This is a genomic window from Klebsiella sp. FDAARGOS_511, from assembly GCF_003812845.1.
GTDB classification, from domain to species: domain Bacteria; phylum Pseudomonadota; class Gammaproteobacteria; order Enterobacterales; family Enterobacteriaceae; genus Klebsiella; species Klebsiella grimontii.
Map to the genome: position 1 here is coordinate 449,849 of NZ_CP033824.1, position 26,625 is coordinate 476,473.

At 57.8% G+C, this 26,625-nt stretch carries 26 protein-coding genes and 1 pseudogene; 18 read left to right on the forward strand and 9 right to left on the reverse strand.

What is annotated here, in order from left to right; translation table 11 throughout:
- The first annotated feature begins 315 nt into the window (after positions 1 to 315).
- The 8 genes from xthA (at position 316) to EGY08_RS03250 (ending at position 7,899) form a co-directional block, all read left to right on the forward strand.
- Positions 316 to 1,122 (forward strand): exodeoxyribonuclease III, encoded by an 807-nt coding sequence (gene xthA / locus EGY08_RS03215; RefSeq protein ID WP_123828207.1) that lies wholly within the window; start codon positions 316 to 318, stop codon positions 1,120 to 1,122.
- 182 nt (positions 1,123 to 1,304) lie between these two features.
- Positions 1,305 to 1,967, forward strand: coding sequence for a TVP38/TMEM64 family protein (locus EGY08_RS03220; protein ID WP_123828208.1), 663 nt, complete (start codon positions 1,305 to 1,307; stop codon positions 1,965 to 1,967).
- On the forward strand, positions 1,957 to 2,655 hold the full coding sequence (locus tag EGY08_RS03225; protein ID WP_049115357.1) for a TVP38/TMEM64 family protein: 699 nt from the start codon (positions 1,957 to 1,959) through the stop codon (positions 2,653 to 2,655). The genes EGY08_RS03220 and EGY08_RS03225 overlap by 11 nt, the downstream gene beginning before the upstream one ends.
- On the forward strand, positions 2,652 to 3,203 hold the full coding sequence (locus EGY08_RS03230; protein WP_123828209.1) for a carboxymuconolactone decarboxylase family protein: 552 nt from the start codon (positions 2,652 to 2,654) through the stop codon (positions 3,201 to 3,203). Before EGY08_RS03225 ends, EGY08_RS03230 begins: the two co-directional genes overlap by 4 nt.
- A 9-nt stretch (positions 3,204 to 3,212) precedes the next feature.
- Positions 3,213 to 4,373 (forward strand): ABC transporter substrate-binding protein, encoded by a 1,161-nt coding sequence (locus tag EGY08_RS03235; RefSeq protein ID WP_123828210.1) that lies wholly within the window; start codon positions 3,213 to 3,215, stop codon positions 4,371 to 4,373.
- On the forward strand, positions 4,346 to 5,881 hold the full coding sequence (locus EGY08_RS03240; protein WP_123828211.1) for an ABC transporter permease subunit: 1,536 nt from the start codon (positions 4,346 to 4,348) through the stop codon (positions 5,879 to 5,881). The genes EGY08_RS03235 and EGY08_RS03240 overlap by 28 nt, the downstream gene beginning before the upstream one ends.
- Positions 5,881 to 6,513 carry an ATP-binding cassette domain-containing protein gene (locus EGY08_RS03245; protein ID WP_112166368.1) on the forward strand — a complete coding sequence of 211 codons (633 nt, stop codon included), beginning with the start codon at positions 5,881 to 5,883 and terminating at the stop codon, positions 6,511 to 6,513. Before EGY08_RS03240 ends, EGY08_RS03245 begins: the two co-directional genes overlap by 1 nt.
- A gap of 78 nt (positions 6,514 to 6,591) precedes the next feature.
- Complete coding sequence (locus EGY08_RS03250; RefSeq protein WP_123828212.1) at positions 6,592 to 7,899, forward strand: rhodanese-like domain-containing protein; 1,308 nt, start codon at positions 6,592 to 6,594, stop codon at positions 7,897 to 7,899.
- A gap of 140 nt (positions 7,900 to 8,039) precedes the next feature.
- Here the strand turns inward: EGY08_RS03250 and EGY08_RS03255 are convergent, their stop codons facing one another.
- Positions 8,040 to 8,657, reverse strand: coding sequence for a CDP-alcohol phosphatidyltransferase family protein (locus tag EGY08_RS03255; protein WP_004121392.1), 618 nt, complete (start codon positions 8,655 to 8,657; stop codon positions 8,040 to 8,042).
- Between the two features lie 86 nt (positions 8,658 to 8,743).
- Between EGY08_RS03255 and EGY08_RS03260 the strand changes: the two genes are divergently transcribed.
- Together EGY08_RS03260 and gdhA are read left to right on the forward strand one after the other, a co-directional pair.
- Positions 8,744 to 9,154: a pyrimidine (deoxy)nucleoside triphosphate diphosphatase gene (locus EGY08_RS03260; RefSeq protein ID WP_032742132.1), complete on the forward strand. Its 411-nt coding sequence runs from the start codon at positions 8,744 to 8,746 to the stop codon at positions 9,152 to 9,154.
- A gap of 182 nt (positions 9,155 to 9,336) precedes the next feature.
- Positions 9,337 to 10,680 carry an NADP-specific glutamate dehydrogenase gene (gene gdhA / locus EGY08_RS03270; protein WP_004121398.1) on the forward strand — a complete coding sequence of 448 codons (1,344 nt, stop codon included), beginning with the start codon at positions 9,337 to 9,339 and terminating at the stop codon, positions 10,678 to 10,680.
- Between the two features lie 71 nt (positions 10,681 to 10,751).
- Here the strand turns inward: gdhA and EGY08_RS03275 are convergent, their stop codons facing one another.
- Together EGY08_RS03275 and selD are read right to left on the reverse strand one after the other, a co-directional pair.
- On the reverse strand, positions 10,752 to 12,707 hold the full coding sequence (locus tag EGY08_RS03275) for a DNA topoisomerase III (RefSeq protein WP_123828213.1): 1,956 nt from the start codon (positions 12,705 to 12,707) through the stop codon (positions 10,752 to 10,754).
- 4 nt (positions 12,708 to 12,711) lie between these two features.
- A complete protein-coding gene (selD, locus tag EGY08_RS03280; protein ID WP_049115134.1) occupies positions 12,712 to 13,755 on the reverse strand; it encodes a selenide, water dikinase SelD in 1,044 nt (347 codons plus the stop codon).
- A gap of 227 nt (positions 13,756 to 13,982) precedes the next feature.
- Between selD and phoC the strand changes: the two genes are divergently transcribed.
- A complete protein-coding gene (phoC, locus tag EGY08_RS03285) occupies positions 13,983 to 14,729 on the forward strand; it encodes an acid phosphatase PhoC (RefSeq protein WP_004121407.1) in 747 nt (248 codons plus the stop codon).
- Between the two features lie 224 nt (positions 14,730 to 14,953).
- On the opposite strand, the gene EGY08_RS03290 is transcribed toward phoC, so the two are convergent.
- A complete protein-coding gene (locus EGY08_RS03290) occupies positions 14,954 to 15,505 on the reverse strand; it encodes an NAD(P)H nitroreductase (RefSeq protein WP_004121410.1) in 552 nt (183 codons plus the stop codon).
- Between the two features lie 166 nt (positions 15,506 to 15,671).
- Between EGY08_RS03290 and sppA the strand changes: the two genes are divergently transcribed.
- The 3 genes from sppA to pncA all read left to right on the forward strand — a co-directional run bounded on the left by sppA (position 15,672) and on the right by pncA (position 19,288).
- Positions 15,672 to 17,525, forward strand: a complete 1,854-nt coding sequence (sppA, locus tag EGY08_RS03295; protein WP_004121423.1) for a signal peptide peptidase SppA — start codon at positions 15,672 to 15,674, stop codon at positions 17,523 to 17,525.
- A 94-nt stretch (positions 17,526 to 17,619) separates the two neighbouring features.
- Positions 17,620 to 18,636: an asparaginase gene (gene ansA, locus EGY08_RS03300; protein ID WP_004121426.1), complete on the forward strand. Its 1,017-nt coding sequence runs from the start codon at positions 17,620 to 17,622 to the stop codon at positions 18,634 to 18,636.
- Between the two features lie 10 nt (positions 18,637 to 18,646).
- Entirely contained in the window at positions 18,647 to 19,288 is a 642-nt protein-coding gene (pncA, locus tag EGY08_RS03305) for a bifunctional nicotinamidase/pyrazinamidase (RefSeq protein WP_087829275.1), read from the forward strand.
- A 37-nt stretch (positions 19,289 to 19,325) separates the two neighbouring features.
- Here pncA and EGY08_RS30995 read toward each other — a convergent pair.
- A pseudogene (locus tag EGY08_RS30995) lies at positions 19,326 to 19,423 on the reverse strand (hypothetical protein); the annotation flags it as partial.
- A 237-nt stretch (positions 19,424 to 19,660) separates the two neighbouring features.
- Between EGY08_RS30995 and EGY08_RS03310 the strand changes: the two are divergent.
- Together EGY08_RS03310 and yajD are read left to right on the forward strand one after the other, a co-directional pair.
- The gene (locus EGY08_RS03310; RefSeq protein ID WP_087829276.1) at positions 19,661 to 20,914 is read left to right on the forward strand and encodes a glycoside hydrolase family 18 protein; all 1,254 of its coding nucleotides are present in this window, start codon (positions 19,661 to 19,663) and stop codon (positions 20,912 to 20,914) included.
- Positions 20,915 to 21,014: 100 nt separating this feature from the next.
- The gene (gene yajD / locus EGY08_RS03315; RefSeq protein WP_004138290.1) at positions 21,015 to 21,359 is read left to right on the forward strand and encodes an HNH nuclease YajD; all 345 of its coding nucleotides are present in this window, start codon (positions 21,015 to 21,017) and stop codon (positions 21,357 to 21,359) included.
- Positions 21,360 to 21,419: 60 nt separating this feature from the next.
- Here the strand turns inward: yajD and EGY08_RS03320 are convergent, their stop codons facing one another.
- Positions 21,420 to 21,695, reverse strand: coding sequence for a YeaC family protein (locus tag EGY08_RS03320; protein WP_004138292.1), 276 nt, complete (start codon positions 21,693 to 21,695; stop codon positions 21,420 to 21,422).
- A 42-nt stretch (positions 21,696 to 21,737) separates the two neighbouring features.
- Entirely contained in the window at positions 21,738 to 22,151 is a 414-nt protein-coding gene (gene msrB, locus EGY08_RS03325; protein ID WP_004121465.1) for a peptide-methionine (R)-S-oxide reductase MsrB, read from the reverse strand.
- A gap of 338 nt (positions 22,152 to 22,489) precedes the next feature.
- On the opposite strand from msrB, the gene gapA reads away from it, so the two are divergent.
- The gene (gene gapA, locus EGY08_RS03330) at positions 22,490 to 23,485 is read left to right on the forward strand and encodes a glyceraldehyde-3-phosphate dehydrogenase (RefSeq protein WP_004138295.1); all 996 of its coding nucleotides are present in this window, start codon (positions 22,490 to 22,492) and stop codon (positions 23,483 to 23,485) included.
- Between the two features lie 74 nt (positions 23,486 to 23,559).
- Entirely contained in the window at positions 23,560 to 24,444 is an 885-nt protein-coding gene (locus EGY08_RS03335; RefSeq protein WP_112166362.1) for a D-hexose-6-phosphate mutarotase, read from the forward strand.
- A gap of 117 nt (positions 24,445 to 24,561) precedes the next feature.
- On the opposite strand, the gene EGY08_RS03340 is transcribed toward EGY08_RS03335, so the two are convergent.
- Together EGY08_RS03340 and EGY08_RS03345 are read right to left on the reverse strand one after the other, a co-directional pair.
- On the reverse strand, positions 24,562 to 25,416 hold the full coding sequence (locus EGY08_RS03340; protein ID WP_112166359.1) for an aldo/keto reductase: 855 nt from the start codon (positions 25,414 to 25,416) through the stop codon (positions 24,562 to 24,564).
- A gap of 92 nt (positions 25,417 to 25,508) precedes the next feature.
- The gene (locus tag EGY08_RS03345; protein WP_004121476.1) at positions 25,509 to 26,255 is read right to left on the reverse strand and encodes a MipA/OmpV family protein; all 747 of its coding nucleotides are present in this window, start codon (positions 26,253 to 26,255) and stop codon (positions 25,509 to 25,511) included.
- Positions 26,256 to 26,625: the final 370 nt, after the last annotated feature.

Genomic DNA, 26,625 nt, shown 5'->3' on the forward strand with positions numbered 1-26,625 from the left:
ATCAATAAGTTACGAAAGACCGTTATTCATATAAAATGCATAAAAAGTGAATAAAAATACTAAAAGAGGCTTTTGCAGTGGAATAAAAAGAAAGATTATGCAGGGGTAAGATATAATTCTGTAATTGTGATCCTTGACGAAATTTATCGGCAATAATCGCCCTTTTTTGGCGCAGCGCGTTCCAGAATGGTGCACAGTTTGTGCAAACAGGCTACCAACCGCTGCAATCGGCAGAATAAAGCGCCTTTGCGCAGCCAGCCCGGCGAATTTCTGCTACCATCCCTGCACTATTCACCTTGCACAGTGGCAGCGACTATGAAATTTGTCTCTTTTAATATCAACGGCCTGCGTGCCCGCCCGCATCAGCTGGCCGCCATCATCGATAAACACCAGCCCGATGTCATCGGCCTACAGGAAACCAAAGTCCACGACGACATGTTTCCCCTCGAAGAGGTGGCGAAGCTGGGCTACAACGTCTTTTATCACGGGCAGAAAGGCCACTACGGCGTCGCGCTGCTGACCAAAGAGACGCCGATCGCCGTGCGTCGCGGTTTCCCGAACGATGGTGAAGAGGCCCAGCGCCGCATCATCATGGCGGAAATCCCTTCCCCGTTTGGCAACCTGACGGTGATTAACGGCTATTTTCCGCAGGGCGAAAGCCGCGATCATGAAACCAAATTCCCGGCGAAAGCGGCGTTTTACCAGAACCTGCAAAACTACCTCGATACTGAACTGAATAAAGAGAATCCGGTGCTGATCATGGGCGACATGAATATCAGCCCCACCGACCTTGATATCGGCATCGGCGAAGAGAACCGTAAGCGTTGGCTGCGTACCGGCAAATGTTCATTCCTGCCGGAAGAGCGCGAATGGATGGAGCGCCTGCTGGGCTGGGGCCTGGTGGATACGTACCGCCATGCGAACCCGCAGGATAACGAGCACTTCTCGTGGTTCGACTATCGTTCTAAGGGCTTTGACGATAACCGCGGGCTGCGCATCGACCTGCTGCTGGCAAGCACCCCGCTGGCGCAGCGCTGTGTCGAAACCGGCATCGACTACGAAATTCGTGGAATGGAAAAACCCTCCGACCACGCGCCGGTATGGGCGACCTTTAAAGTCTAAACCGCCGCGTCATCAGGCTCACTGGCCCGCTGAGCCTGAGCCATATCAAAAAAGCCGCCGTCAGCGATTGTGAACGGCGGCAAACTATTATACTGTCGCGCGCACTTTTGACCGCCGCGCAATACAGGAGAACCCAATGCAAAAGAAGCCGTCATAAAGCAGAGTATAAGCTGCTTTTTGTTGTGGTCGTATTGAGCATTGTCGCCTGTATTATTCAGCAGTCGGGTTTTGCCGAGCTGGTTACCCATTTTGACCGTCTGCGCGAGGCCATCCGTCAGAGCGGCGCCTTCGGCTATACGCTCTATATTCTGCTGTTTATCGTCGCCACCCTGTTTTTAATACCGGGCTCTATTTTGGTGATTGCCGGCGGAGTCATTTTTGGTCCGCTCGCGGGGACCTTGCTGTCGCTGCTGGCGGCGACGTTCGCCTCTTCCCTGTCGTTTCTGTTCGCCCGCTGGCTGGGCCGCGAGCTGCTGCTTAAATACATCGGGCAGACGGCGATATTTCAGGCCATTGAAAAAGGCATCGCCCGTAGCGGCGCCGATTTTTTAATTCTGACCCGGCTCATCCCGCTGTTTCCCTATAATATCCAGAACTACGCCTATGGCCTGACGGCGATTCCGTTCTGGACGTTTACCTTTATTTCCACCCTCACCACCTTGCCCGGCATATTTATCTATACGCTGATGGCCAGCGAGCTTATTCGCGATGGTGTCACCCCCCTGTTTGTACTGAAACTGACGCTCGCGGGGCTGGCCTTATTTGCCCTGATTCAGGCGGCGAAAAGCTATGCCCGCTATCGGCGGATCGCTACGCCACGTTTACGGTCTAACGATGAAAAATAGCAACGCGCTCTCGCGGATAGCCATTGGCATTACGCTGCTTGCGCTTCTGCTGGCATGGTGGCTGATACCCGGCGTACATGGGTTTATGCAGCGCAGCCTCGAGGCCTTTGCCACGCTCGATCAGCAAGCTGTTGAACGCTTTATCGACGCCTGGGGCCCGCAGGCGGCGCTGGTCTCCTTCGCGCTGATGATTCTGCAGGCGATTATCGCCCCGCTTCCCGCCTTTCTGATCACCTTTGCCAACGCCTCCCTGTTCGGGGCTTTCTGGGGCGGCGCGCTGTCGTGGGTAAGCGCTATGGCCGGGGCGGCGCTGTGCTTTTTTATCGCCAGAGCGCTTGGCCGAGAGGCGGTGGAAAAACTCACCGGCAAAAATGTATTACAGAGTATGGATGGCTTTTTTACCCGCTATGGCAAACACACCATATTAATCTGCCGTCTGCTGCCCTTCGTGCCATTCGATCCGGTGAGCTACGCCGCCGGGCTGACGTCAATGCGCTTTCGCCACTTTATGCTGGCCACCGGCCTCGGCCAGTTGCCCGCGACGATAGTTTATTCGTGGACCGGCAGCCTGCTGACCGGCGGCACCTTCTGGCTGGTCACCGGTTTATCGATCCTGTTTGCGCTGGCCATTGTGGTGGTGGTCGCGAAAGCGCTCTATCTTGAACAACAAAAGAGGCGTTCACGATGAGCTTACCCCCTCTGAAGTCCATTCCGCTGATTCTTCGCCCGCAGGCCTGGCTGCATCGCCGCCACTACGGCGAGGTACTCAGCCCTATCCGCTGGTGGGGCCGTATTCCGCTGGTGTTTTACCTGGTGTCGATGTTCGTCGGCTATCTGGAGCGTAAGCGTTCGCCCCTCGATCCGGTGCTGCGCTCGCTGGTCAGCGCCCGCGTCGCGCAGCTGTGCCTGTGCGAGTTTTGCATTGATATCACCAATATGAAGCTGGCGGAACGCAGCGGCGGCAGCGATAAACTGCTGGCGGTCGCCAAATGGCGGGACAGCGCGCTATTCAGCGAGCGCGAGCGGCTGGCGCTGGAGTATGCCGAGGCGGCCAGCATGACGCCGCCGGTGGTCGACGATGCGCTGCGCAACAGGCTGGCAGGTCAGTTTGACGCCCGCACGCTCACCGAACTCACGGCGCTGATCGGTTTACAAAACCTGTCGGCGCGCTTTAATTCAGCCATGGCGATCCCCGCCCAAGGATGGTGCCGGATCCCAACCGATTCAAAATCATAAGGAGCGGTTATGCGCAGTATGTTGGTCTTCGCTTTACTGTTGCTCTCCCCGCTGGCCGCCAGCGCGGGATGGCAATCCACGCTACAAGAAGCCCGCGGCCAGACGGTGTGGTTTAATGCCTGGGGGGGCGATCCGGCGGTTAACCGCTATCTCGACTGGGTCAGCGGTGAGGTGAAGCGCGATTACGCTATCGACCTGCGCATAGTGCATATTGCCGATGCCGCCGATGCGGTCAAGCGCATCCAGAGCGAAGCCCGCGCCGGACGTAGTCAAGGTGGTTCCATCGATCTGCTGTGGGTAAATGGCGAGAACTTCCGCACCCTGAAAAACGCCAGTCTGCTGCAAACCCGGTGGGCGGAAACCCTGCCCAACTGGCGCTTCGTTGATACGCAAAAGCCGGTGCGCGAGGATTTCTCCCTGCCGACCGATGGGGCGGAGTCCCCGTGGGGCGGCGCGCAGCTCACCTTTATCGCTCGCCGTTCACAAACGCCCAACGCGCCGCAAAATCCGCAGGCGCTGCTGGCTTTCGTCGCCGCGCATCCCGGCAGCGTCACCTATCCGCGTCCGCCGGATTTTACCGGTACCGCGTTTCTTGAACAGCTGCTGCTGACGCTGACCCCGCGGCCCGACGCGCTGCGCCAGCCGCCTGAGGAGGCCACCTTCGCCGCCGTGAGCGCGCCGCTGTGGCACTATCTTGACCAGCTTCACCCACTGCTATGGCGCCAGGGCCGTGACTTCCCGGCTTCGCCCGCCCGCATGGATGCCATGCTGAAGAGTGGGACCCTCAGGCTGTCCATCACCTTTAACCCGCTGCACGCGCCGCAAAAAGCGGCCAGCGGTGAGCTACCTGAAGACAGCTACGGCTTCGGCTTCAGCCAGGGGATGCTCGGTAATGTCCACTTTGTGGCGATCCCGGCCAATGCCCGGGCGACGGCGGGGGCGAAAGTGGTGGCGAATTTCCTGCTCTCGCCGCAGGCCCAGCTGCGCAAAGCCGACCCGGCGGTATGGGGCGACCCCAGCGTGCTGGATCCAGCGAAATTAAGCGACACTGAGCGGCAGGCCTTTAACGCCGTTGTGCCGCAGAATATGCCGCCGATGCTGGGTGAACCGCACGCGGCCTGGGTAGAAGCGCTGGAGCAGGAATGGCTGCGCCGCTACGGCACGCACTAAGGCTGCTGATCTGGGCCGCCATCGCGCTGATCTATCTGCCGCTGCTGCCGGCCGCTGGGCTAATGGCGCTTCCGGCGCTTCGCCTCTCCCTCTGGCAGTCGCTGTTTGCCGACCCGCAGTTTGGTCAGGCGCTGGCGGCGACTCTCGTCTCAACCCTGCTGTCGGTGGGCGGCGCGCTAATTATCACGCTCACCGTCGTGGCCGCGCTCTGGCCGTCGGGCGGCTGGCGACGGCTGGCGGCCAGGCTTCCGCTGCTGCTGGCGGTGCCCCACGTGGCCTTCGCTACTGCCGCCCTGCTGCTGTTTGCCGAAGGCGGCTGGCTCTCTCGCCTTTTCCCGCTCCTTAACCCGCCGATCGACCGCTACGGCATCGGACTGGGCCTGACGATGGCGATTAAAGAGAGCACGTTCCTGCTGTGGGTGGTTTACGGTCTGCTGGGTGAAAAACGCCTCGCCGGACAGGCAACGGTATTAAAAAGCCTCGGCTACGGACGCTGGCAGTGCCTGAAGTGGTTGGTGTTACCCACCCTGCTTCCGGCGCTGTCGATAGTGCTGCTGGCGACTGCCGCCTGGAGCCTTTCGGCGGTCGACGTCGCGCTGGTGATCGGGCCGGGCAACCCGCCGACCCTGGCGGTGCTTGCCTGGCAATGGTTAAGCCAGGGCGATGAGCACCAGCAGGCGAAAGGCGCCCTCGCCAGTCTGATACTGCTGCTGACCCTCGCTATGATGACGCTGGCGGCATGGGGAGTCTGGGGTATCTGGCGACGACGGATCCCGCCGGTTAAGGGGATCCGTCGCCCGCAGCCGCGGGCGCTAGCCGGGAAAAGCTTCGCCCTTCTTCTACCGCTGTGTGGGGTGGCCTGCGCCCTGCTGCTTGCCGCGGCGGCGCAGACTAGCCTGCCGGTCCAAGATAGCGTCGGCAACAGCCTGTGGCTTGGGCTATGCTCAGCATCGATCGGCGTGGTCATCTGTCTGCTATGGCTGGCGCTGGGCCCCTCCCGCTTCGGCGAATGGATCTGGCTGCCGCTGATTTTACCGGCGCTGCCGCTGGTGGACGGTCAATATCAGCTGGCGCTGTATACGTGGCAGGACGGCGAATGGCTCACCGTTTTATGGGGGCATTTGCTGTGGGTCGTACCGTGGATGCTGTTTATTCTGCGTCCCGCGTGGCGCGCTCGCGATCCGCGCGCGGAGCTCGTCGCCCGCACCCTCGGCTGGCAACGAGGCCGCATCTTCTGGCTGGTCACGTTACCCGCTCTGACCCGTCCGCTGCTGACGGCGCTGGCGGTGGGCTTTTCGGTAAGCATCGCGCAATATCTGCCGACGTTATGGCTGGGAGGCGGACGGGTTGTGACCCTGACCAGCGAAGCGGTGGCGCTGAGCAGCGGCGGCGATACGTCCACCCTCGCCGCGCAGGCGCTGTGGCAGTTGCTGTTACCGGCGCTGTTTTTTGCCGCCACCGCGCTGCTGGCCTGGCTGATCGGCCGATATCGACAAGGATTACGCTAATGTTGATCGTCAAAAACCTTACTCTGCGCCTCAAAGAAGAGCCTCTGCTGCGCAACGTCGATTTTTCCGTTGCTCCCGGCGAGGTCCTGACCTTGATGGGGCCATCCGGTAGCGGCAAATCAACGCTCTTCTCCTGGATGATCGGCGCGTTGGAAGAGAGCTTCCACGCCGCGGGCGAACTGTGGCTGGATAATCAGCGCTGCGACAGTTTACCCACCGAGCGGCGCCGTATCGGCATTCTGTTCCAGGATGCGTTGCTGTTCGACCACTTCAGCGTCGGGCAAAATCTGCTGCTGGCGCTTGCCTCTGACGTTAGCGGCCCACAGCGCAAAGCCCGGGTCGAGCAGGCGCTGGAGCGCGCCGGTCTGGCGGGATTCTATACTCGCGATCCGGCGACGCTTTCCGGCGGCCAGCGGGCGCGGGTCAGCCTGCTGCGTGCCCTGCTGGCCAGGCCGCGGGCGCTGCTGCTGGATGAGCCATTTAATCGCCTCGACGTTGCGCTGCGCGCCGATTTTCGCCGCTGGGTGTTCAACGAACTCGCGCGGCAGGCGATCCCCGCGGTGCTGGTCACGCATGATGACCAGGATACGCCCTCCGGAGGGCGCTGCTTGCATATGGGGATCTGGCAATGAAAGCCTGCGCTATCGCAAAGAATTCTCCGCTTATAACGCGGAGAATTGCCGCTCAATTTTCTACTGTCGGGCATTTCGATGAAACGTGTTTCTCAACTGACCGCACTCGCCCTGCTGATGGGGCTTGCTGCCGCTTCCACCTCCGCCGCTGAAACTATGCCAACGCTAACGCTTTCCACGCTGCAACAGCACAATGGCGTCGCCATTGATACGCGTCTTAGCGCTTTCTATAACGGTTGGCCGCAAGGCGCCAATGGCCCTCAGGGCCATGAACCACAGGCGCTCAACCTCGCCGCCGGCTGGCTTAGCGCAATGACCGACGAACAGCTGGGCGCCTGGGCTAAGCTGCACAATCTGCAGGCCTCAACGCCAATTGCGCTGTACGGCGATGCCGACGACAACGCGAAAGTCGCGGCGCGCCTTAAGGCCGCAGGTTTCACTCATCTCAGCTCGCTTGACGACGCCCTGAGCCAGGCAGAGCGCCTGCAGAAGCTGCCGCACTTTGAACAGCTGGTGTATCCGCAGTGGCTGCACGACCTCCAGCAGGATAAACCGGTCACCGCCGCGCCTGCCGGACACTGGAAGGTGTTCGAGGCCGCCTGGGGCGCGCCGAAGTTTTATCTGCTGAGCCATATTCCGGGCGCCGGGTATATCGATACCAACGAGGTGGAGAGCGAGCCGCTATGGAACAAAGTCTCCGACGCGCAGCTTAAAGCGATGCTGGCAAAACACGGTATTCGCCATGACACCACGGTGATTTTGTACGGTCGCGACGTGTATGCCGCCGCCCGCGTGGCGCAGATCATGCTTTACGCCGGAGTGAAGGATGTGCGCCTGCTCGACGGCGGCTGGAAAACCTGGTCCGACGCCGGGCTGCCGGTCGAGCGCGGAACCCCGCCGAAGCAGAAGCCCGAGCCGGAGTTCGGCGCACCGATCCCGGGTCAGCCGCAGCTGATGCTCAATACCGAGCAGGCTCGCGCCCTGCTGCACCGTCAGGACGCCTCGCTGGTGAGCATTCGTTCCTGGCCGGAGTTTATCGGCACCACCAGCGGCTACAGCTATATCAAGCCGATGGGGGAAATTGCCGGCGCCCGCTGGGGCCATGCCGGAAGCGACTCCACCCATATGGAGGATTTCCATAATCCAGACGGCACCATGCGTAGCGCAGATGATATCGCCGCGATGTGGAAATCATGGAATATTCTGCCAAACCAGCAGGTCTCTTTTTACTGCGGTACCGGCTGGCGCGCCTCAGAAACCTTTATGTATGCCCGGGCGATGGGCTGGAACAACGTCTCGGTCTACGACGGCGGCTGGTACGAGTGGAGCAGCAACTCGAAAAACCCGGTCTCGCACGGGGAACGCGGCCCGGAAAGCAGTATGTAATTCGCCTGTTGACCATATGAACCGCCGGGAAGCATTCGTCCCGGCGTATTTCCCGAAGACGACGCTGGCGCACCGGACCGCTGACGACTGCGGCACCGTAGCCCGGCTAAGCGCAGCGCGAGCCGGGAAAAACCTGCCCATCAATCTCTGACCTGCTTCAGGGTCAGGTATCCGCTCCACACCCGCGTAAAGGTCGTCAGCCAGCACAGCGCGCCAAAAATCCACGCCAGCCACGCAAACCACGCCGGGAACAGGCAGCTCAGCACAAACAGCGCGATAGTTTCCGTCCCTTCCGTCAGCCCGCCAAGGTAATAAAACGATTTATGGGCATAGCCCGGATTATCGATCTGATGCTTAGCCGCCAGCGCGGCAAAGGCGAGAAAGCTGCTACCGGTGCCGATAAACGCGAATAGTAGCCAGCCGCCCGCCAGCGCGTTGTGCGCCGGATCGGCAAGAATAAAGCCAAACGGCACCAGAGCGTAAAACAAGAAATCGAGCGAAATATCGAGAAAACCGCCGGCATCGGTCAATCCGCGTCGCCGGGCCAGCGCGCCGTCTAAGCCGTCCAGCAGGCGATTGAGCACGATCGCCGCCAGCGCCGCCGGATACCAGCCCAGGGCTAAAAACGGCAGCGCCAGCACGCCAATCGCAAAGCCAAATAGCGTCAGGCCATCGGGAGAGATAGCCGGACGATCCAACAAGCCGGCGGCAGCGTTAAGGACAGGTTTCAGGCGGGGATGCAAATGACGGTCAAGCACAAAGTCTCTCCAGCGGATTCAGGGTTGTTTGACGGGGACAAGGACGGTGATAATAGGCCATTATCCTGTACAGAACGATGATTCACATGCTAAAAACCCTTGATGTTGTTGCCGCCATTATCGAACGCGATGGGCAAATTCTGCTGGCGCAGCGGCCGCCCCACGCGGATCAACCGGGAATGTGGGAGTTGGCCGGAGGAAAAGTCGAACCCGGCGAAACCCAGGCCCAGGCGCTGGCGCGTGAGCTCCAGGAAGAGCTGGCGATCGACGCCTGGCCGGAATGCTATATCGCCAGCCATCAGCGCGAAGTTTCCGCCCGCCTGATTCATCTTCACGCCTGGTGGGTTCCACATTTTCACGGTGAACCCAGCGCCCGCTACCACAGCCAGCTGCGCTGGTGTTCACCGCAGGAGGCGTTAACCTTTCCTCTTGCGCCAGCCGATATTCCCCTGCTCGAAACCTTTATCGCCCAGCGCGCCGCTCTCCATTCCCGCTAATTTTGTCAGGTGGTTGTCATCGCTTTTGATTATGACCACCGCCTGATTATAAATTTTGCTTTCTGAACAATTTTTCCTTGCTTAACTAACGATTTCCGATGGTATAGTCGGAAAATCGGCTTTTTCAAGGGCCGAATCATAATAAATAGACGCAACCACAACCATAAGGGGAACTTATATCTATGGATCAGACGTGCACTCTGGAAGGTTTTCTCGCCCGCGTTCAACAGCGCGATCCAAATCAAACTGAATTTGCTCAGGCGGTCCGCGAGGTGATGACCACCCTGTGGCCATTCCTTGAGGAAAATCCGCGCTATCGTCAGATGAATTTGCTGGAACGTCTGGTTGAACCGGAGCGTGCTATCCAGTTCCGCGTCGTTTGGGTTGATGACCGCAATCAGGTTCAGGTTAACCGCGCCTGGCGCGTGCAGTTCAACTCCGCCATCGGCCCTTATAAGGGCGGCATGCGTTTCCACCCCTCCGTAAACCTGTCGATTCTGAAATTCCTCGGTTTTGAACAAACCTTCAAAAACGCTCTGACCACCCTGCCAATGGGCGGCGGTAAGGGCGGCAGCGACTTCGATCCCAAAGGCAAAAGCGATGGCGAAGTGATGCGTTTCTGTCAGGCGCTGATGACCGAACTCTATCGCCACCTCGGCCCGGATACCGACGTGCCGGCCGGTGATATCGGCGTGGGCGGTCGTGAAGTGGGCTTTATGGCCGGGATGATGCGTAAGCTCTCCAACAACAGCGCCTGCGTATTCACCGGTAAAGGTCTCTCCTTCGGCGGCAGCCTGATTCGTCCGGAAGCCACCGGTTATGGTCTGATTTACTTCACCGAAGCGATGCTTAAGCGCCACGGTTTGGGCTTTGAAGGGGCTCGCGTCGCGGTGTCCGGTTCGGGCAACGTGGCGCAGTACGCGATTGAAAAAGCCATGGAGCTCGGCGCACGGGTGATTACAGCTTCCGACTCCAACGGTACCGTGGTTGATGAATCTGGCTTCACCAAAGAAAAACTGGCGCGCCTGATCGACATTAAAGAGCGCTGCCACGGCCGCGTGGCGGATTACGCGCGCGAGTTCGGCCTGACCTACCTTGAAGGCAAACAGCCGTGGTCCGTGCCGGTGGATATCGCTCTGCCATGCGCCACGCAGAACGAGCTGGACGTCGACGCTGCCCGTCAGCTGATTGCCAACGGCGTGAAGGCCGTCGCGGAAGGCGCCAACATGCCAACCACTATTGCGGCGACCGATCTATTCCTCGAAGCGGGCGTGCTGTTCGCGCCGGGTAAAGCGGCGAACGCCGGCGGAGTAGCCACTTCAGGTCTGGAAATGGCGCAAAACGCCGCCCGCATGGGCTGGAAAGCGGAGAAAGTGGATGCCCGTCTGCACCATATCATGCTGGATATCCACCACGCCTGCGTTGAATACGGCGGTGAAGCGAAGCAGACCAACTACGTACGCGGCGCGAATATCGCCGGTTTCGTGAAGGTCGCCGACGCAATGCTGGCGCAGGGCGTTATTTAAGTCCACTCGCTGAATGAACCCGGTATATGGGTTAGGCGCATAATTGAAAAACCCCGGCTTCCCGGGGTTTTTTATTGCGGGCTTTCCGCCGCGGGGCCGGAGGCGGATTTTTTATCTTTCGCTTTGGCTCGGCCTTTCCCCTTGCTAAAGCTCTTCTTGCCGTCGCCCGGGGCCACAATTCCGCGGAAGCGGCGTACCGGCGTGCTCCTGGCCTGGTCGATAAGCTGGAACAGGGTACCGACCAACGGCTGCATAAAGTCCTGATAGCGGCACTGCTTCTCGCTGATTTGCGTCAGAATCGACTCCCAGTGGGCGGTCATATCCGGACGCGTCGCCATTTCAGGCAGCGAATGGAACAGCGCCTTCCCGGCGTCGGTAGAGTGGATATAGCGCCCTTTTTTGGTTAAGAAGCCGCGCTTGAACAACAGTTCGATAATCCCGGCGCGGGTCGCCTCCGTACCGAGTCCGTCCGTTGCGCGCAGGATCTTCTTCAGGTCTTTATCCTGCACAAAGCGGGCAATACCAGTCATCGCCGATAGCAGCGTCGCATCGGTAAAATGACGCGGCGGCTGGGTCTGCCGCTCCACCACTTCGCCTTTTTCGCACAACAGTTCGTCATTCTTTGCCACCACCGGCAGCGGCATGCCGTCATTCTCTTCATCGCGCTCTTTATTGCCCAGCAGGGTTCGCCAGCCCGCTTCCGCCAGAAAACGCGCTTTGGCCACGAACTTGCCGTTGGCGATATCAAGATCGATCTGACATTTGCGGAACACCGCATCCGGGCAGAACTGCATCAGATACTGGCGGGCAATCAGGCCATAAACCTTCTCTTCGTTGTCGCTGAGCTTCACCTGTGAACTGCGGGCGGTCGGAATAATCGCGTGGTGGGCATCGACCTTTTTATCGTCCCAGCAGCGGTTGCGGATCTCCGGATCCACCACCGGCTGCGGCAGCAGATCCGCCGCGTGCACGCTGATGGCGTTCAGCACCGCATGGCGGCCGGCAAAATGCTCTTCCGGCAGGTAGCGGCTATCCGAACGCGGATAGGTAATCAGCTTATGGGTTTCATACAGCTTCTGGCAGATATCCAGCACGTTCTGCGCGCTAAAACCAAAGCGTTTCGCGGCTTCAATCTGCAGCGCCGAGAGGGAGAACGGCAGCGGCGCTGGCTCAGAGTCCCGCTTATCGTTATAAGCGGTGACCGTCGCCGGCTGGCCCTCAATGCGCTTGACGACGTGCTCGGCAAGCGAGCGATGCAGCAGTCGCCCCTCTTCATCCTGGTACGGTTCGCAGGCCTCGCTGGGCACCCAGGTGGCGACAAAACGCTCATCCTTGGGGGTAACGATATGCGCCTTTACGTCGAAGAAGTCTTTGGCGACGAAGTTTTCAATTTCTTCATCGCGGCGTACCACCAGGCCAAGCACCGGCGTTTGCACGCGCCCGACCGAGAGCACCCCCTGATAACCCGCGTTACGGCCAAGGATAGTGTAAGCGCGGGTCATATTGATCCCGTACAGCCAGTCGGCGCGGGCGCGGGCAAGCGCCGAGACGCACAGCGGAACAAATTCGCTGTTGGCGCGCAGGCGGTTAATCGCCCGCTCCACCGCCTGCGGGTTAAGATCGTTTATCAGACAGCGCTGCACCTGCTGACGCTTTTCCGGCGCCAGCTGCAGATAGTCAAGTACCTCATCCACCAGCAGTTGCCCCTCTCTGTCCGGGTCACCTGCATGAATGACTTCCTGCGCATCGCCGAGCAAACGCTTAATCACATTAAGCTGTTTGGTCACCGAGGGCTTAGGCTGGAGCTGCCACTTTTCCGGCACGATCGGCAGGTCGAGCAGGTTCCAGCGCGCATAGCGCGCATCATAGACGTCGGGCTGGGCCTGCTCCAGCAGGTGGCCAATGCACCAGGTGACCACCTGCCCGTTACCGCACTCAATATAGCCATCGCCTTTGCGATGCGGTTTTGGCAACACCTCGGCGATGGCGCGGCCGAGACTCGGTTTTTCTGCAATAAACAGCCGCATGAAATCAACGGATCTCAATCATGGGGCGTCCGCCGCGGGCGGTAACCAGCTCGCCGATAGCGCTAAGCGTGATACCAAATTCAGCGGCGGCAGCCTGCACCTCAGCTTCGGCTTCCGGCGTTACCGCCAGCAGCAGACCGCCGGAGGTTTGCGGATCGCACAGCAGATCGCGCCACTCTGGCGGCATTTCGCCCATCAGATGACCGTAGCTGGCGAAGTTACGCCCGGTACCGCCCGGCACCGCCCCCGCCGCGATGTAGGCTTCGACGCCGGGTAATTTCGGGATATCGGCATAGGTAAGCTGCGCCTGTACGCCCGCGCCGCGGCACACTTCGCTGAGGTGGCCCAGCAGTCCGAAACCGGTGACGTCGGTCATCGCCTTCACGCCGTCAATGTTGGCGAACGCCGAGCCGACGAGGTTCATCTGGCACATGGTTTCCGTCGCCAGCCCCTGGTGCTCAGGCTTCAGCAGCGACTTTTTCTCCGCGGTGGTCAGCACGCCAATACCCAGCGGTTTAGTGAGATACAGCTTGCAGCCGGCCTGCGCGGTGCTGTTTTTCTTCACCCGCTCGGTCGGAACGATGCCGGTCACGGCAAGCCCGAAGATGGGTTCCGGAGCGTCAATGGAGTGACCGCCGGCAAGCGCGATCCCCGCCTGCTGGCAGGCAAAGCGCCCGCCCTCAACCACCTGACGGGCAATTTCCGGCGCCAGGGTATTGATGGGCCAGCCGAGAATAGCGATCGCCATAATCGGCTTACCGCCCATGGCGAAAATATCGCTGATGGCGTTGGTCGCCGCAATGCGCCCAAAGTCGAACGGGTTGTCGACGATCGGCATAAAAAAGTCGGTGGTGCTGACGATCGACGTACCGTTGCCGAGATCGTAGACGGCGGCATCATCGCTGGTTTCGTTGCCCACCAGCAGATTCGGGTCGATAAATTTGGCCTGGTCGCTTTGCAGAATAGTTTCCAGCACCTTAGGGGAAATTTTACACCCGCAACCGGCTCCGTGGCTGTATTGCGTTAAACGAATGGCTTGCTCGCTCATGGACATCTCCTGTCATTGCAATCCCGCTATGGTAGCGCCCAAATGGCGGAGTGGTAAGTGCGACAGTCCGAAATCGCGTATGGTTGCTCATTAAGCAGACAAAAAACCGATTTTGCGATGCGGCCCCGCTTTTTCAACGTGATTTTACCCTTTACTAAAAAATGACAGAAATATGACAAGCATAAATTCTGTTTTCTCTGGACATATAACAACGTAAGGAAGTTTTCATGAAAAAGCGTGTTCTCGCCGTTTGCCTGGCCAGCCTCTTCTCCCTTAACGCTTTCGCCCTGGTTCCCGCCGGTAACGACGTCACCACCAAACCCGATCTCTACTACCTGACCAACGCCCAGGCCATCGACAGCCTGACGCTGCTGCCGCCGCCGCCGGAAGTGGGCAGTATCGCGTTTTTGAACGATCAGGCGATGTACGAGAAAGGCCGTCTGCTGCGCGGCACCGAGCGCGGTAAGCTGGCGGTTGAAGACGCCAACCTGAGCGGCGGCGGCGTCGCCAACGCCTTCTCCGGCGCCTTCGGCTCGCCCATTACCGCCAAAGATGCGCCCGAGCTGCACAAGCTGCTCACCAATATGATTGAAGATGCCGGCGACCTGGCGACGCGAGGAGCAAAGGAGAAGTACATGCGCATTCGCCCATTTGCGTTTTATGGCGTCGCCACCTGTAACACCAAGGAACAGGATACGCTGTCGAAAAACGGCTCCTACCCCTCCGGCCACACCTCTATCGGCTGGGCCACCGCTCTGGTGCTGGCTGAGATTAATCCCCAGCGGCAAAATGAAATCCTTAAGCGCGGCTTTGAGCTCGGCGAGAGCCGGGTGATCTGCGGCTATCACTGGCAGAGCGACGTAGATGCGGCGCGTATCGTCGGGTCGGCGGTCGTCGCCACGCTGCATACCAATCCGGCCTTCCAGCAGCAGTTGCAGAAAGCGAAAGAGGAGTTCGCGAAAAGGCAGAAGTAAAGTCGTCGCCGTTAAAAACCCGTAAGCGGCGCCTGAAACGCCTGGACTACGGGTTCCCAGCCGTTCGCGGTTTGGTAGCCCGGACAGGTGCGCCAGCACCGCCTACGGGAAAGGCGTCAAGTCTGATACACCAGCGCTGCATCCACCCGGCTCTCGCTGCGCTTAGCCGGGCTACCCCCCTAGGCGGCGGTGAGCCGGGACCGCCCGGCATGATGAGAACGGACTCAGAAGCGCGTCACGAACGGCGCGGTATCCGGCAAAGCGATGGTTGTTGACGCTTTGAGCTGCGGGGTCCCCAGATAGAGAAATCCCACTATTTTATCCTGTTCGCGGCAGGCAAATCCTTCGCGTACAACCGGGCTTTCGGTTAACGCGCCGCTGCGCCAGATGCCGTTAAACCCCTGCGCCACGGCAGCCATCTGCATGGCCATCACCGCGCAGCCCGCCGACATCTCCTGCTCCCATTTGGGTACTTTTGGATGATCTTCACAGCGAGCCACCACCGCAATGATCAGCGGCGCGCGAAACGGCGCGCTGCGGGCTTTTTCAATCGCTTTTTCATCTCCACCTGCCGCCACCGCGCCTTTTTCCAGCAGCTGGCTGAAGCGCTCGCGCCCTTCATCGGCAATAATGAAGAAGCGCCACGGCTGTAGCGTCCCGTGGTCCGGCGCGCGCAGGCCAGCGCGCAGGATGTTTTCCAGCTGTTCGCCCGCCGGAGCCGGGTCGGTCAGACGTGAAGCGCTGCGGCGATTAACCAGTAGTTCGAGAGCATCCATCTGTATAACTCCTGTGATGTGATTTTTCACAAAATTAACATGAGCAAGGATTTTGTTACAGCCCAACGGGTGATTCCTGCTGACAACCGACGGCACTCTCATTAGGATAGCCAGACGCGGCGGCCCCTGCGGCTCGCCCATTTTTGATTATGGTTAGGGAGAATACATGCGAACTCTTTGGCGACTGCTCGCCGGATTTTTTAAATGGACATGGCGCGTGCTCAATTTCATTCGCCAGCTCGCACTGAACGTGGTTTTCCTGGTGCTGGTGCTGGCCTGCGTCGGCATCTGGGCCCAGTTCAGCAGCACAACGGCAGAGCACACTACCCGCGGCGCGCTGCTGCTGGATATCACCGGCGTGGTGGTCGATAAACCCTCGGCCAGCAGCAAGCTTGGCGTGATTGGCCGCCAGCTGTTTGGCGCCAGCTCCGATCGCCTGCAGGAAAACTCGCTGTTCGATATTGTGCAGACGATTCGCCAGGCGAAAGACGACCGCAATATCACCGGTATCGTGCTGGATCTGAAGAACTTTGCCGGCGGCGATCAGCCATCAATGCAGTATATCGGTAAAGCGCTGCGCGAATTCCGCGATAGCGGCAAGCCGGTATATGCCATCGGCAGCAGCTACAGCCAGGGTCAGTACTATCTCGCCAGCTTCGCCAATAAGATCTGGCTTTCGCCGCAGGGCGAAGTAGACCTGCACGGCTTCGCGACCAACGGCCTGTACTATAAATCGCTGCTCGACAAGCTCAAAGTATCGACCCATGTGTTCCGCGTCGGCACCTATAAGTCAGCGGTAGAGCCGTTTATCCGCGACGATATGTCTCCGGCGGCGCGCGAAGCGGATAGCCGCTGGATCGGCGAGTTGTGGCAAAACTACCTCAACACCATTGCCGCCAACCGCCAGATCACCGCACAGCAGTTGTTCCCCGGCGCTCAGGGCGTGATTGACGGCCTGCGTAAAGTCGATGGCGACACGGCTAAATACGCGCTGGATAACAAGCTGGTTGACGAGCTGGGCACCTCAACCGAGGTCGAGAAAGCGCTGACTAAGCAGTTTGGCTGGAGTAAAGCGGATAACAACTACAGCGCAATCAGCTATTACGATTACAGCGTCAAAACGCCTGCCGACCAGGGCTCCGCGATTGCGGTTATCTTTGCTAACGGCGCGATTATGGATGGCGAAGAAACGCCGGGTAACGTCGGCGGCGACACCACCGCCGCGCAGATCCGCGACGCGCGCCTGGATCCGAAAGTGAAAGCGATCGTGCTGCGGGTTAACAGCCCTGGTGGCAGCGTCAGCGCCTCAGAAGTGATTCGCGAAGAGCTGGCGGCAGCGAAAGCAGCCGGAAAACCGGTTGTGGTATCGATGGGCGGCATGGCGGCCTCCGGCGGTTACTGGATCTCCACCCCGGCGGATTATATCGTCGCGAACCCCAGCACCCTTACCGGCTCTATCGGTATCTTTGGGGTGATTAATACCGTCGAAAATACCCTCGGCTCGATTGGCGTCCATACCGACGGCGTGGCAACCTCGCCGCTGGCCGATGTTTCCACCACCAAAGCGCTACCGCCGGAAGTGCAGCAACTGATGCAGCTCAGCATCGAAAACGGCTACAAGCGCTTTATCACCCTGGTGGCGAACGCGCGTAAGAGCACGCCGGAGAAAATCGACCAAATCGCTCAGGGCCACGTCTGGACCGGTGAAGATGCAAAAGCAAACGGTCTGGTCGACAGCCTTGGCGACTTTGACGACGCGGTGGCAAAAGCCGCCGAGCTGGCGAAGCTGAAACAGTGGCATATCAACTATTATCAGGAAGAGCCGACCTTCTTCTCGATGGTCGTCGATAGCCTGACGGGTTCCGTTCGCGCGGCGCTGCCGGCAGCGGTACAGGCGTATCTGCCCGCACCGGTCGCCGCGGCGGCCAATGCGGTGAAAGCCGAGAGCGATAAGCTGGCGGCATTCAACGATCCGCAAAACCGCTACGCGTTCTGCTTAACCTGCGCCAATATTCGTTAATCCTCTGCCGCCCCATCCCGTGGGGCGGCATTTACTTTATTTTTTCTTCCGCCCCTCTATACTGCGCCTGTCTACGTTTAACCTAAGCGATGCTATGCAGAAGAAATCTATTTACGTTGCCTATACCGGCGGTACCATTGGTATGCAGCGTTCTGAACACGGCTATATCCCCGTTTCCGGCCATTTACAGCGCCAGCTGGCGTTGATGCCCGAGTTTCACCGCCCGGAGATGCCGGACTTCACCATTCATGAATACGCCCCGTTAATGGACTCTTCCGATATGACGCCGGAAGACTGGCAGCATATCGCCGACGATATTCGCGACCATTATGACCAGTACGACGGTTTCGTGATCCTCCACGGCACGGATACCATGGCGTTTACCGCCTCGGCGCTCTCCTTCATGCTGGAAAATCTGGGGAAACCGGTTATTGTGACAGGGTCACAAATCCCGCTCGCCGAGCTGCGCTCTGATGGCCAAATCAATCTGCTCAACGCGCTGTACGTCGCCGCCAACTACCCGATTAACGAAGTGTCGCTGTTCTTTAATAACCGCCTCTACCGCGGTAACCGCACGACGAAGGCCCATGCCGATGGCTTTAACGCCTTCGCATCGCCAAACCTGGCGCCGCTGCTGGAAGCCGGTATCCATATTCGCCGGCTCGGCACGCCTCCCGCTCCGCACGGTAACGGCGAACTGGTAGTTCATCCCATTACGCCGCAGCCGATTGGCGTGGTGACAATTTATCCCGGCATTTCCGCCGACGTGGTGCGCAACTTCCTGCGCCAGCCGGTCAAAGCGCTGATCCTGCGCTCCTATGGCGTCGGCAACGCGCCGCAGAACGGCGAGTTTATTCAGGTCCTGACCGAGGCCAGCCAGCGCGGTATCGTGGTGGTTAATTTGACCCAGTGTATGTCCGGTAAGGTCAATATGGGCGGCTACGCCACCGGCAACGCGCTGGCGCAGGCTGGCGTGATTAGCGGTTTTGACATGACCGTTGAAGCCACGCTGACCAAGCTACACTATTTGCTGAGCCAGGATCTGGACGTGGCGTCTATCCGTGACGCCATGCAGGAGAATCTGCGTGGCGAACTGACACCCGATGAGTGAGGAGGAGCACATGACCCAACGCGCGCTGCTACTGGTCGATTTACAAAATGATTTTTGCGCCGGCGGCGCACTTGCCGTCCCGCAGGGCGACAGTACGGTGGACATCGCCAACCGGCTTATCGACTGGAGCCTGGAACGAGGCGAAACGGTGGTTGCCAGCCAGGACTGGCACCCGGCGAATCACGGCAGCTTTGCCAGCCAGCATCAGGTTGAGCCCTATACCCAAGGCGAGCTTGACGGCCTGAGGCAAACGTTCTGGCCGGATCACTGCGTGCAAAATAGCGAAGGCGCGGCGCTGCATCCGCTGCTCAAAAAGCAGGATATTGCCGCCGTATTCCACAAAGGCGAAAATCCGGCCATTGATAGCTACAGCGCCTTTTTCGACAACGGTCACCGGCAGAAAACCCGGCTCGATGCGTGGCTGCGCGAGCGTGAAATAACCGAGCTAACGGTGCTGGGGCTCGCTACCGACTACTGCGTCAAGTTTACCGTGCTCGACGCCCTGACGCTGGGTTATATCGTCAACGTCATAACCGACGGCTGCCGCGGGGTAAATATTCAGCCACAGGACAGCAATCTGGCGTTTATGGAGATGGCCGCCGCGGGGGCAACTCTCTATACCCTTGACGACTGGCTGGAAACCCACGCATAAAATATGCCGACGGGCATTGTCCTGTCGGCGCGTTATCTCAGGCCAGAGCGGAAATCTCTTCCCGCGACGCGTTGCGCGTTTCGATGCCAAAACAAAACAGAATCAACGCGCAAAGCGCCGCATCACGCCTGGGATAATAAAGCCCCTAATCGGGTCATTGTTAGTCTCATTTTGCGTCATGTTCTGCATCCTGGCTTTTACTCCGAAGTGAACCTCATCGCACTACCGCTCCGCTAATGCAGCCGTGAACCGCTTCGCATTTTTGCACAGCGGAAGATGCTAGCCTGCACGAGCTGTTTTTTTCGCCACGCCATTTCCGTGGCGTGTTTGTTTTTCAATGTCACTTTTAAGTCAAGTCAAAGAGGATCCGCTATGAAACTTTTGCCTTTGCTGGCAGCTTTACCCCTGCTCTGCGCGAGCGTTGTTTCCGCTAACACGCTGATGTCCGTCGGTTACTTTAACGGCGGCGGCGACGTCACTGCCGGTCCCGGCGGCGATATTGATAAACTGGACGTACGCCAGATCACCCATCTCAACTACTCGTTTGGTCTGGTCTATAACGACGAGAAAGACGAAACCAACGCGGCCCTGAAAGACCCGGGCAAGCTGCATCAGATTTGGCTGTCGCCGAAAGTACAGGCGGATTTGCAGAAAATCCCCAGCTTGCGCCAGCAGAACCCAAGCCTGAAAGTGTTGCTTTCCGTCGGCGGCTGGGGGGCGCGCGGATTCTCCGGCGCAGCGGCAACGAAAGACACCCGGGCGGTGTTTATCCAGTCGGCGCTGGCGATCATTGAAAAATACGGCCTCGATGGCATCGACCTCGACTGGGAGTATCCGGTCAACGGCGCGTGGGGGCTGGTCGCCAGCCAACCGGCCGATCGCGATAATTTTACCGCCCTGCTGAAAGAACTGCGTGCGGCGGTAGGGAAAAACAAACTGGTGACCATCGCCGTAGGCGCAAACGCGGAGAGCCCAAAAAGCTGGGTGGACGTCAAAGCGATTGCGCCATCGCTCGACTACATCAACCTGATGACCTATGACCTGGCCTACGGCACCCAATACTTCAATTCCAACCTGTATGATTCAACCCGCTGGCCGACGGTCGCTGAAGCAGATAAGTACAGCGCTGACTTTATAGTGAACAACTACCTTGCCGCTGGTCTAAAGCCGAGTCAGATGAACCTGGGGATTGGTTTCTATGGACGGATACCAAAACGCGCCGTCGAACCGGGTATTGACTGGAGCCAGCCGGACGCGCAGAAAAACCCGGCCACCCGCCCCTACTTCGCGGCTCAACAGATTGAGCTGTTCGAATCGCTGGGCGTCGATCTGACCAAAGACACCTATGTGAAATATAACGATATCGTGGCGAAGTTAATCAACGATCCGCAGAAGCGCTTTACTCAGCATTGGGATGATGAAGCGAAGGTGCCGTGGCTATCGGTACAGTCCGCCGACGGTCAAGCCCTCTTTGCGCTTTCCTATGAAAACCCGCGCTCGGTAGCCATCAAGGCCGACTATATCAAGAGCAAGGGTCTGGCGGGCGCAATGTTCTGGGAGTACGGCGCGGATGACCAGAACCAGTTGGCGAAACAGCTGGCCGAGTCATTGGGGATCAAACGCTGAACTGCGCGGTGTCAGCGCGTGCACAATAGGTTATGATAACCGCATTCCGCTGCGCCAGCTCCGGCGCAGCTTTTCATTTGCAACAGAAGGCATGGGTATTATGGCTTATATCCCGAAAAACTACGCCCGTCTGGAAGTCGGTTACCGCGAAAAAGCGCTGAAGCTCTTCCCCTGGGTCTGCGGACGCTGCTCGCGTGAGTTTGTCTATTCAAACCTGCGTGAGCTGACGGTGCACCATATCGATCACGATCACTCCAATAACCCGGAAGATGGTAGTAATTGGGAGATGCTGTGCCTGTACTGTCACGATCATGAGCACTCAAAATATACCGAAGCCGATCTGTACGGTTCGACGGTGGTCGCCGGCGAAGATGCGCAGAAAAGCGTCGGCGAAGCGAAATATAACCCCTTCGCCGATCTTAAAGCGATGATGAATAAGAAGTAACGCGGTGACGCATCAAAGCCCGGCGCGCATCTGGCCGGGCTGACGCAGGCCTTTTCAGGCTCAGGATTTAAAGGTCGCGATAGGCTGCGGCGTAATGCCAAAGTCAACTTTCAGCTGCTGTTTACTTTTCATCACCATCTGCCCATTGGTATCAATGGTCATATGCTGCGCGTCAACGTTGTAGCGCGCCTGCCAAAGCATCACCAGCTGCAAGCAATTCTCTTTCTGTTCGTCAGTCAACGCCACGCCGTCCGGCCATTTACCCAACTCCACCGCTGTTGCCAGGCGCTGATAAACTTCCGGCGTCATACCGTCAATAATCCGATCGATTTCCATCTTCCGTTATCCCCGTTTGGAATAATTTGCTGAATCGTTTTTTCAACCCTTAATTTGCTCACCGTTTTCATCATTGGTGAAGCTTAACGAGGCCGAATTAACGCAAAAACGTTCTCCGGTGGGCTGAGGGCCATCCGGGAATACGTGCCCAAGGTGAGCATCGCAGTTTCCGCAGCGGATTTCCGTGCGCTGCATACCGTGGGAGTAATCATTTAGGTAGCGGATTGCGTCATCACTGACGGGCTCATAAAAGCTCGGCCAGCCGCAGCCGGAATCATACTTGGTTTGCGAGTGGAACAGCGCGGCATCGCACACCAGGCAGTGGTAGACGCCATCGCGTTTATTGTGCAGCAACCGCCCGGTGAACGGCGGTTCAGTACCGTGATTCTGCGTCACGTAAAACTGCATCTCGCTCAAATTTTTTTTGAGCTCGTCCGAAGAGGGTTTATTCGACATTGACTTGCTTCTCGCTGTGAAAGGACAACTTTTCACGTCAATTCTAACAAAATATTAACAATGAAGCGTGCACTTTTGTTCTAAACTTAGGCGACGCCAAAAGGCAGCCACACAATTGTGATGAACATCACATTTTTATCTTCAATGACCTTTAAAATTCCGGGCGCAGCCCCCATATGGAATTGGGCTCAAAGGGAAAGTGGGATAAATCGACCGCGCAAAGGCATGCTCTGGATTGATTTGTCGCAATGATTGACACGATTCCGCTTGACGCTGCGTAAGGTTTTTGTAATTTTACAGGCAACCTTTTATTCACTAACAAATAGCTGGTGGAATATATGACTATCAAAGTAGGTATCAACGGTTTTGGCCGTATCGGTCGCATTGTTTTCCGTGCTGCTCAGGAACGTTCTGACATCGAGATCGTTGCAATCAACGACCTGTTAGACGCTGACTACATGGCTTACATGCTGAAGTATGACTCCACTCACGGCCGTTTCAACGGTACCGTTGAAGTGAAAGACGGTCATCTGATCGTTAACGGTAAAAAAATCCGTGTTACCGCTGAGCGTGACCCGGCTAACCTGAAGTGGGACGAAGTGGGTGTTGACGTTGTTGCTGAAGCAACCGGTATCTTCCTGACCGACGAAACCGCTCGTAAACACATCACCGCTGGCGCGAAAAAAGTCGTACTGACTGGCCCGTCCAAAGACAACACCCCGATGTTTGTTAAAGGCGCTAACTTTGACAAATACGAAGGCCAGGACATCGTTTCCAACGCATCCTGCACCACCAACTGCCTGGCTCCGCTGGCAAAAGTTATCAACGACAACTTCGGCATCATCGAAGGTCTGATGACCACCGTTCACGCAACCACCGCGACTCAGAAAACCGTTGATGGCCCGTCTCACAAAGACTGGCGCGGCGGCCGCGGCGCAGCTCAGAACATCATCCCGTCCTCTACCGGCGCTGCTAAAGCTGTAGGTAAAGTCCTGCCAGAACTGAATGGCAAACTGACCGGTATGGCGTTCCGCGTTCCGACTCCGAACGTATCCGTTGTTGACCTGACCGTTCGTCTGGAAAAAGCTGCTTCTTATGAAGAAATTAAGAAAGCAATCAAAGCTGCTTCTGAAGGCGCAATGAAAGGCGTTCTGGGCTACACCGAAGACGACGTTGTATCCACCGATTTCAACGGTGAAATCTGCACTTCCGTATTCGACGCCAAAGCGGGTATCGCTCTGAACGACAACTTTGTGAAACTGGTTTCCTGGTACGATAACGAAACTGGTTACTCCAACAAGGTTCTGGACCTGATTGCTCACATCTCCAAATAAGTTGAGATGAGACAGTAATCTGTAAGAGCGACTTCGGTCGCTCTTTTTTTTGTCTGAAGATAAAGGATTGCGTAATGATTAATAAAATTTTTGCCCTCCCGGTTATCGAACAGCTTACCCCTGTACTTTCCCGCCGCCAGCTTGATGACCTCGAGCTGATCGTCGTTGACCATCCGCAGGTGAAAGCGTCCGTGGCTTTGCAGGGCGCTCACCTGCTCTCCTGGAAGCCCGCGGGTGAAGAAGAAGTCCTGTGGCTCAGCGGCAATACGCCGTTTAAAAACGGCGTTGCCCTGCGCGGCGGCGTGCCGATTTGCTGGCCGTGGTTTGGTCCTTCTGCTCAGCAGGGTCTGCCCTCCCACGGCTTCGCCCGCAATCTGCCCTGGGCTCTGAAAGGGCATGATGAAGATGAAAAAGGCGCGGTGCTGACCTTTGAATTGAAAAGCAGCGACGCTACCCTCCAGTACTGGCCGCACGAGTTCACCCTGCTGGCGCGTTTTAAGTTGGGCAAAACTTGCGAAATTGAGCTGGAAGCGCACGGCGAATTTGAAACCACGTCTGCCCTGCATACCTATTTCAACGTCGGCGACATTGCGGCAGTGAAGGTCAGCGGTCTGGGCGACCGTTATGTTGATAAAGTGAAAAACGCGGAAGAAGGCGTATTAAGCAACGGCACAGAGACTTTTCCCGATCGTACCGACCGCGTGTATCTGAATGCCGAAACCTGCAGTGTGATTCACGACGATGCGCTGAGCCGCAACATCGACGTGACCCATCATCACAACAGCAACGTAGTGGCCTGGAACCCGGGTCCGGCGCTTTCCGTCAGCATGGGCGACATGCCGGATGATGGCTACAAAACCTTCGTCTGCGTAGAAACCTGCTGCGTAACCGAAACCCAGAAGGCCAGCGAAGAGAAACCTTCGCGCCTGGCGCAAACCCTCCGCGTGGCGAAACGCTAACGCATAGCAGGATAGCGAGCGGGTTAACATCGTGCTGCCGGGCGGCGGCTAACGCCTTGCCCGGCATACGCGACTGATTGTGCTCGTATTTGGCCGAACGTAGAGTTGGGCTTTCCTTTACACCATATCCAGCGGCGTTTTTCTGGCCGGCGCCGGGTAAGCTTTATCCAGAAGCGCAAGCTCCTCGTCGTTCAGCATCATATCCAGCGCCGCGGCATTCTGCGCGACATGCTCAATGCTCGACGCTTTCGGGATCGCCAGTACCTCCCGGTGGCTAATCACCCACGCCAGCAGAATCTGCGCCGCGGTCACGCCCCGCTGCTGCGCAATATTTTTCACAACGGTATGATTTAAAAGTCCATTGCGCAGGCGACCAGCCTGAGCCAGCGGGCAATACGCCATTACCGGCAGCCGCCGCTGCTGGCACCACGGCAGCAGGTCATACTCAATACCGCGGGAAGCCAGATGATAGAGCACCTGATTGGTCGCGCACCGTTCGCCGCCCTCCACCTGCCAGAGCTGATGCATATCATCGTTATCGAGATTCGACACGCCCCAGCGGCGAATTTTACCCTGCGCAACCAGCGCTTCCATGCCGGCAACCGTCTCCTCTAGCGAATAATCTCCGCGCCAGTGCAGCAGGTAAAGATCCAGATAGTCGGTATTGAGGCGGCGCAGGCTGGCCTCGCAGGCGCTGGCTATTTTGCGTCCACCAGCATTCCATGGGTAGACTTTAGACACCAGCACCACGCGATCGCGTTGCCCGCGAATCGCCTCGCCGACGACCTCTTCAGCGCCGCCGTCGGCGTACATTTCCGCCGTATCGATAACCGTCAGGCCAAGATCGATGCCCGCGCGCAGTGCAGCCACCTCCTGCGCGCGCAGCGCTGGGTTTTCACCCATATACCAGGTCCCCTGCCCAATAACGGGAACCGCCGGATGCTCGCCAAAATGAATGGTCCTTTCTGCCATCGCTACCTCCCGTAAATGATTGCACCACCATAATGCAAAACAGGGCGAAACGCCCTGTTTTGATGCACAAATTGCCCTGTAATAAAGCACTATCAGAAGGAGTAAGTGATCCCGGTAGAAATCAGGCCGCTCCAGGATTTGTCCACCATCGGGCTATCGGTGATTTCATCGGACAGACGGGTATAGCGCGCCACGCCGTATACGCTCCAGTCGCCAAGGAAACGATAGTTTGCCGACAGCTCGAGGTACGGGTTCCAGCTGCTGTCCGGATCGTAGCTGCGCATGCCGCTGCGATTCGACTCATGTTTCGAAACACCATAGTAGTACTCGTTCTGGTTGTCGCTGTTCCACTCCACGCCAATACCCGGCGTAAGCGTCAGGTTGCCGTTGGTATAGCGATACAACCAGGCCAGATCCCATACGATACCGTTGCTGTTATCGAGGGTGTCCCCGGACAGCGCGGTGCGCAGGAAACCGTACTGCGTATAGTGTTCGTAGGAGAGCCCCGCCATCACCGTGGATTTACGTTTATCCAGACGACGCATCTGCTGGCTATCGCTGTCGCCAGGCTTAAAGTACATCGGCGACCAGTACGCGGTCACAGAGAGCTTGTCATTGGTATCATTCCACAGGTAGTAACCACCACCTAAGCCGCGAAACCAGAAGTTATCGCTCTCATAATTAATAACGGGCACCGGGTAAACATCAGCATCATATTGCTTGTAGGGATGTTCGACGACACCCACACCCGCCCCTAAAGTGAACTTCCCTTCAGCGTGTACGGCGGATGCTGAACTCGCAATCAACACACCAAGTGCCAGAAGTTTGATTTTAGTCACGATCCATATTCCTGTTGTCAAATAATCAGCGCAGGCAGTTTAACGTTGTATACGTCATGCCTCAAATTCTTTACCAGTCATTACACTGAACTCATCATTTTCTCATCGTCAGATGACTACTAGCTGACACCTGAATGACAGCGCCATGACGCCGCAGGACAAGAGGTGCAAAAAAGAGACCGTTTTCCGGATGAGTTATTGATATGTCATTGAAATTGATTTTCTACGCCATGCAAGTTTTCCAAATGCATCTACGCTTTAATTTAGAAGAAGTAAATGCGGGGCACGTTATACAGATACTTCGCCAACCTGGCATAAGGGTTGCTGGAGTATCAGAGAGCGCTATGCAGCTTACCTCTTCCGGGGGCTC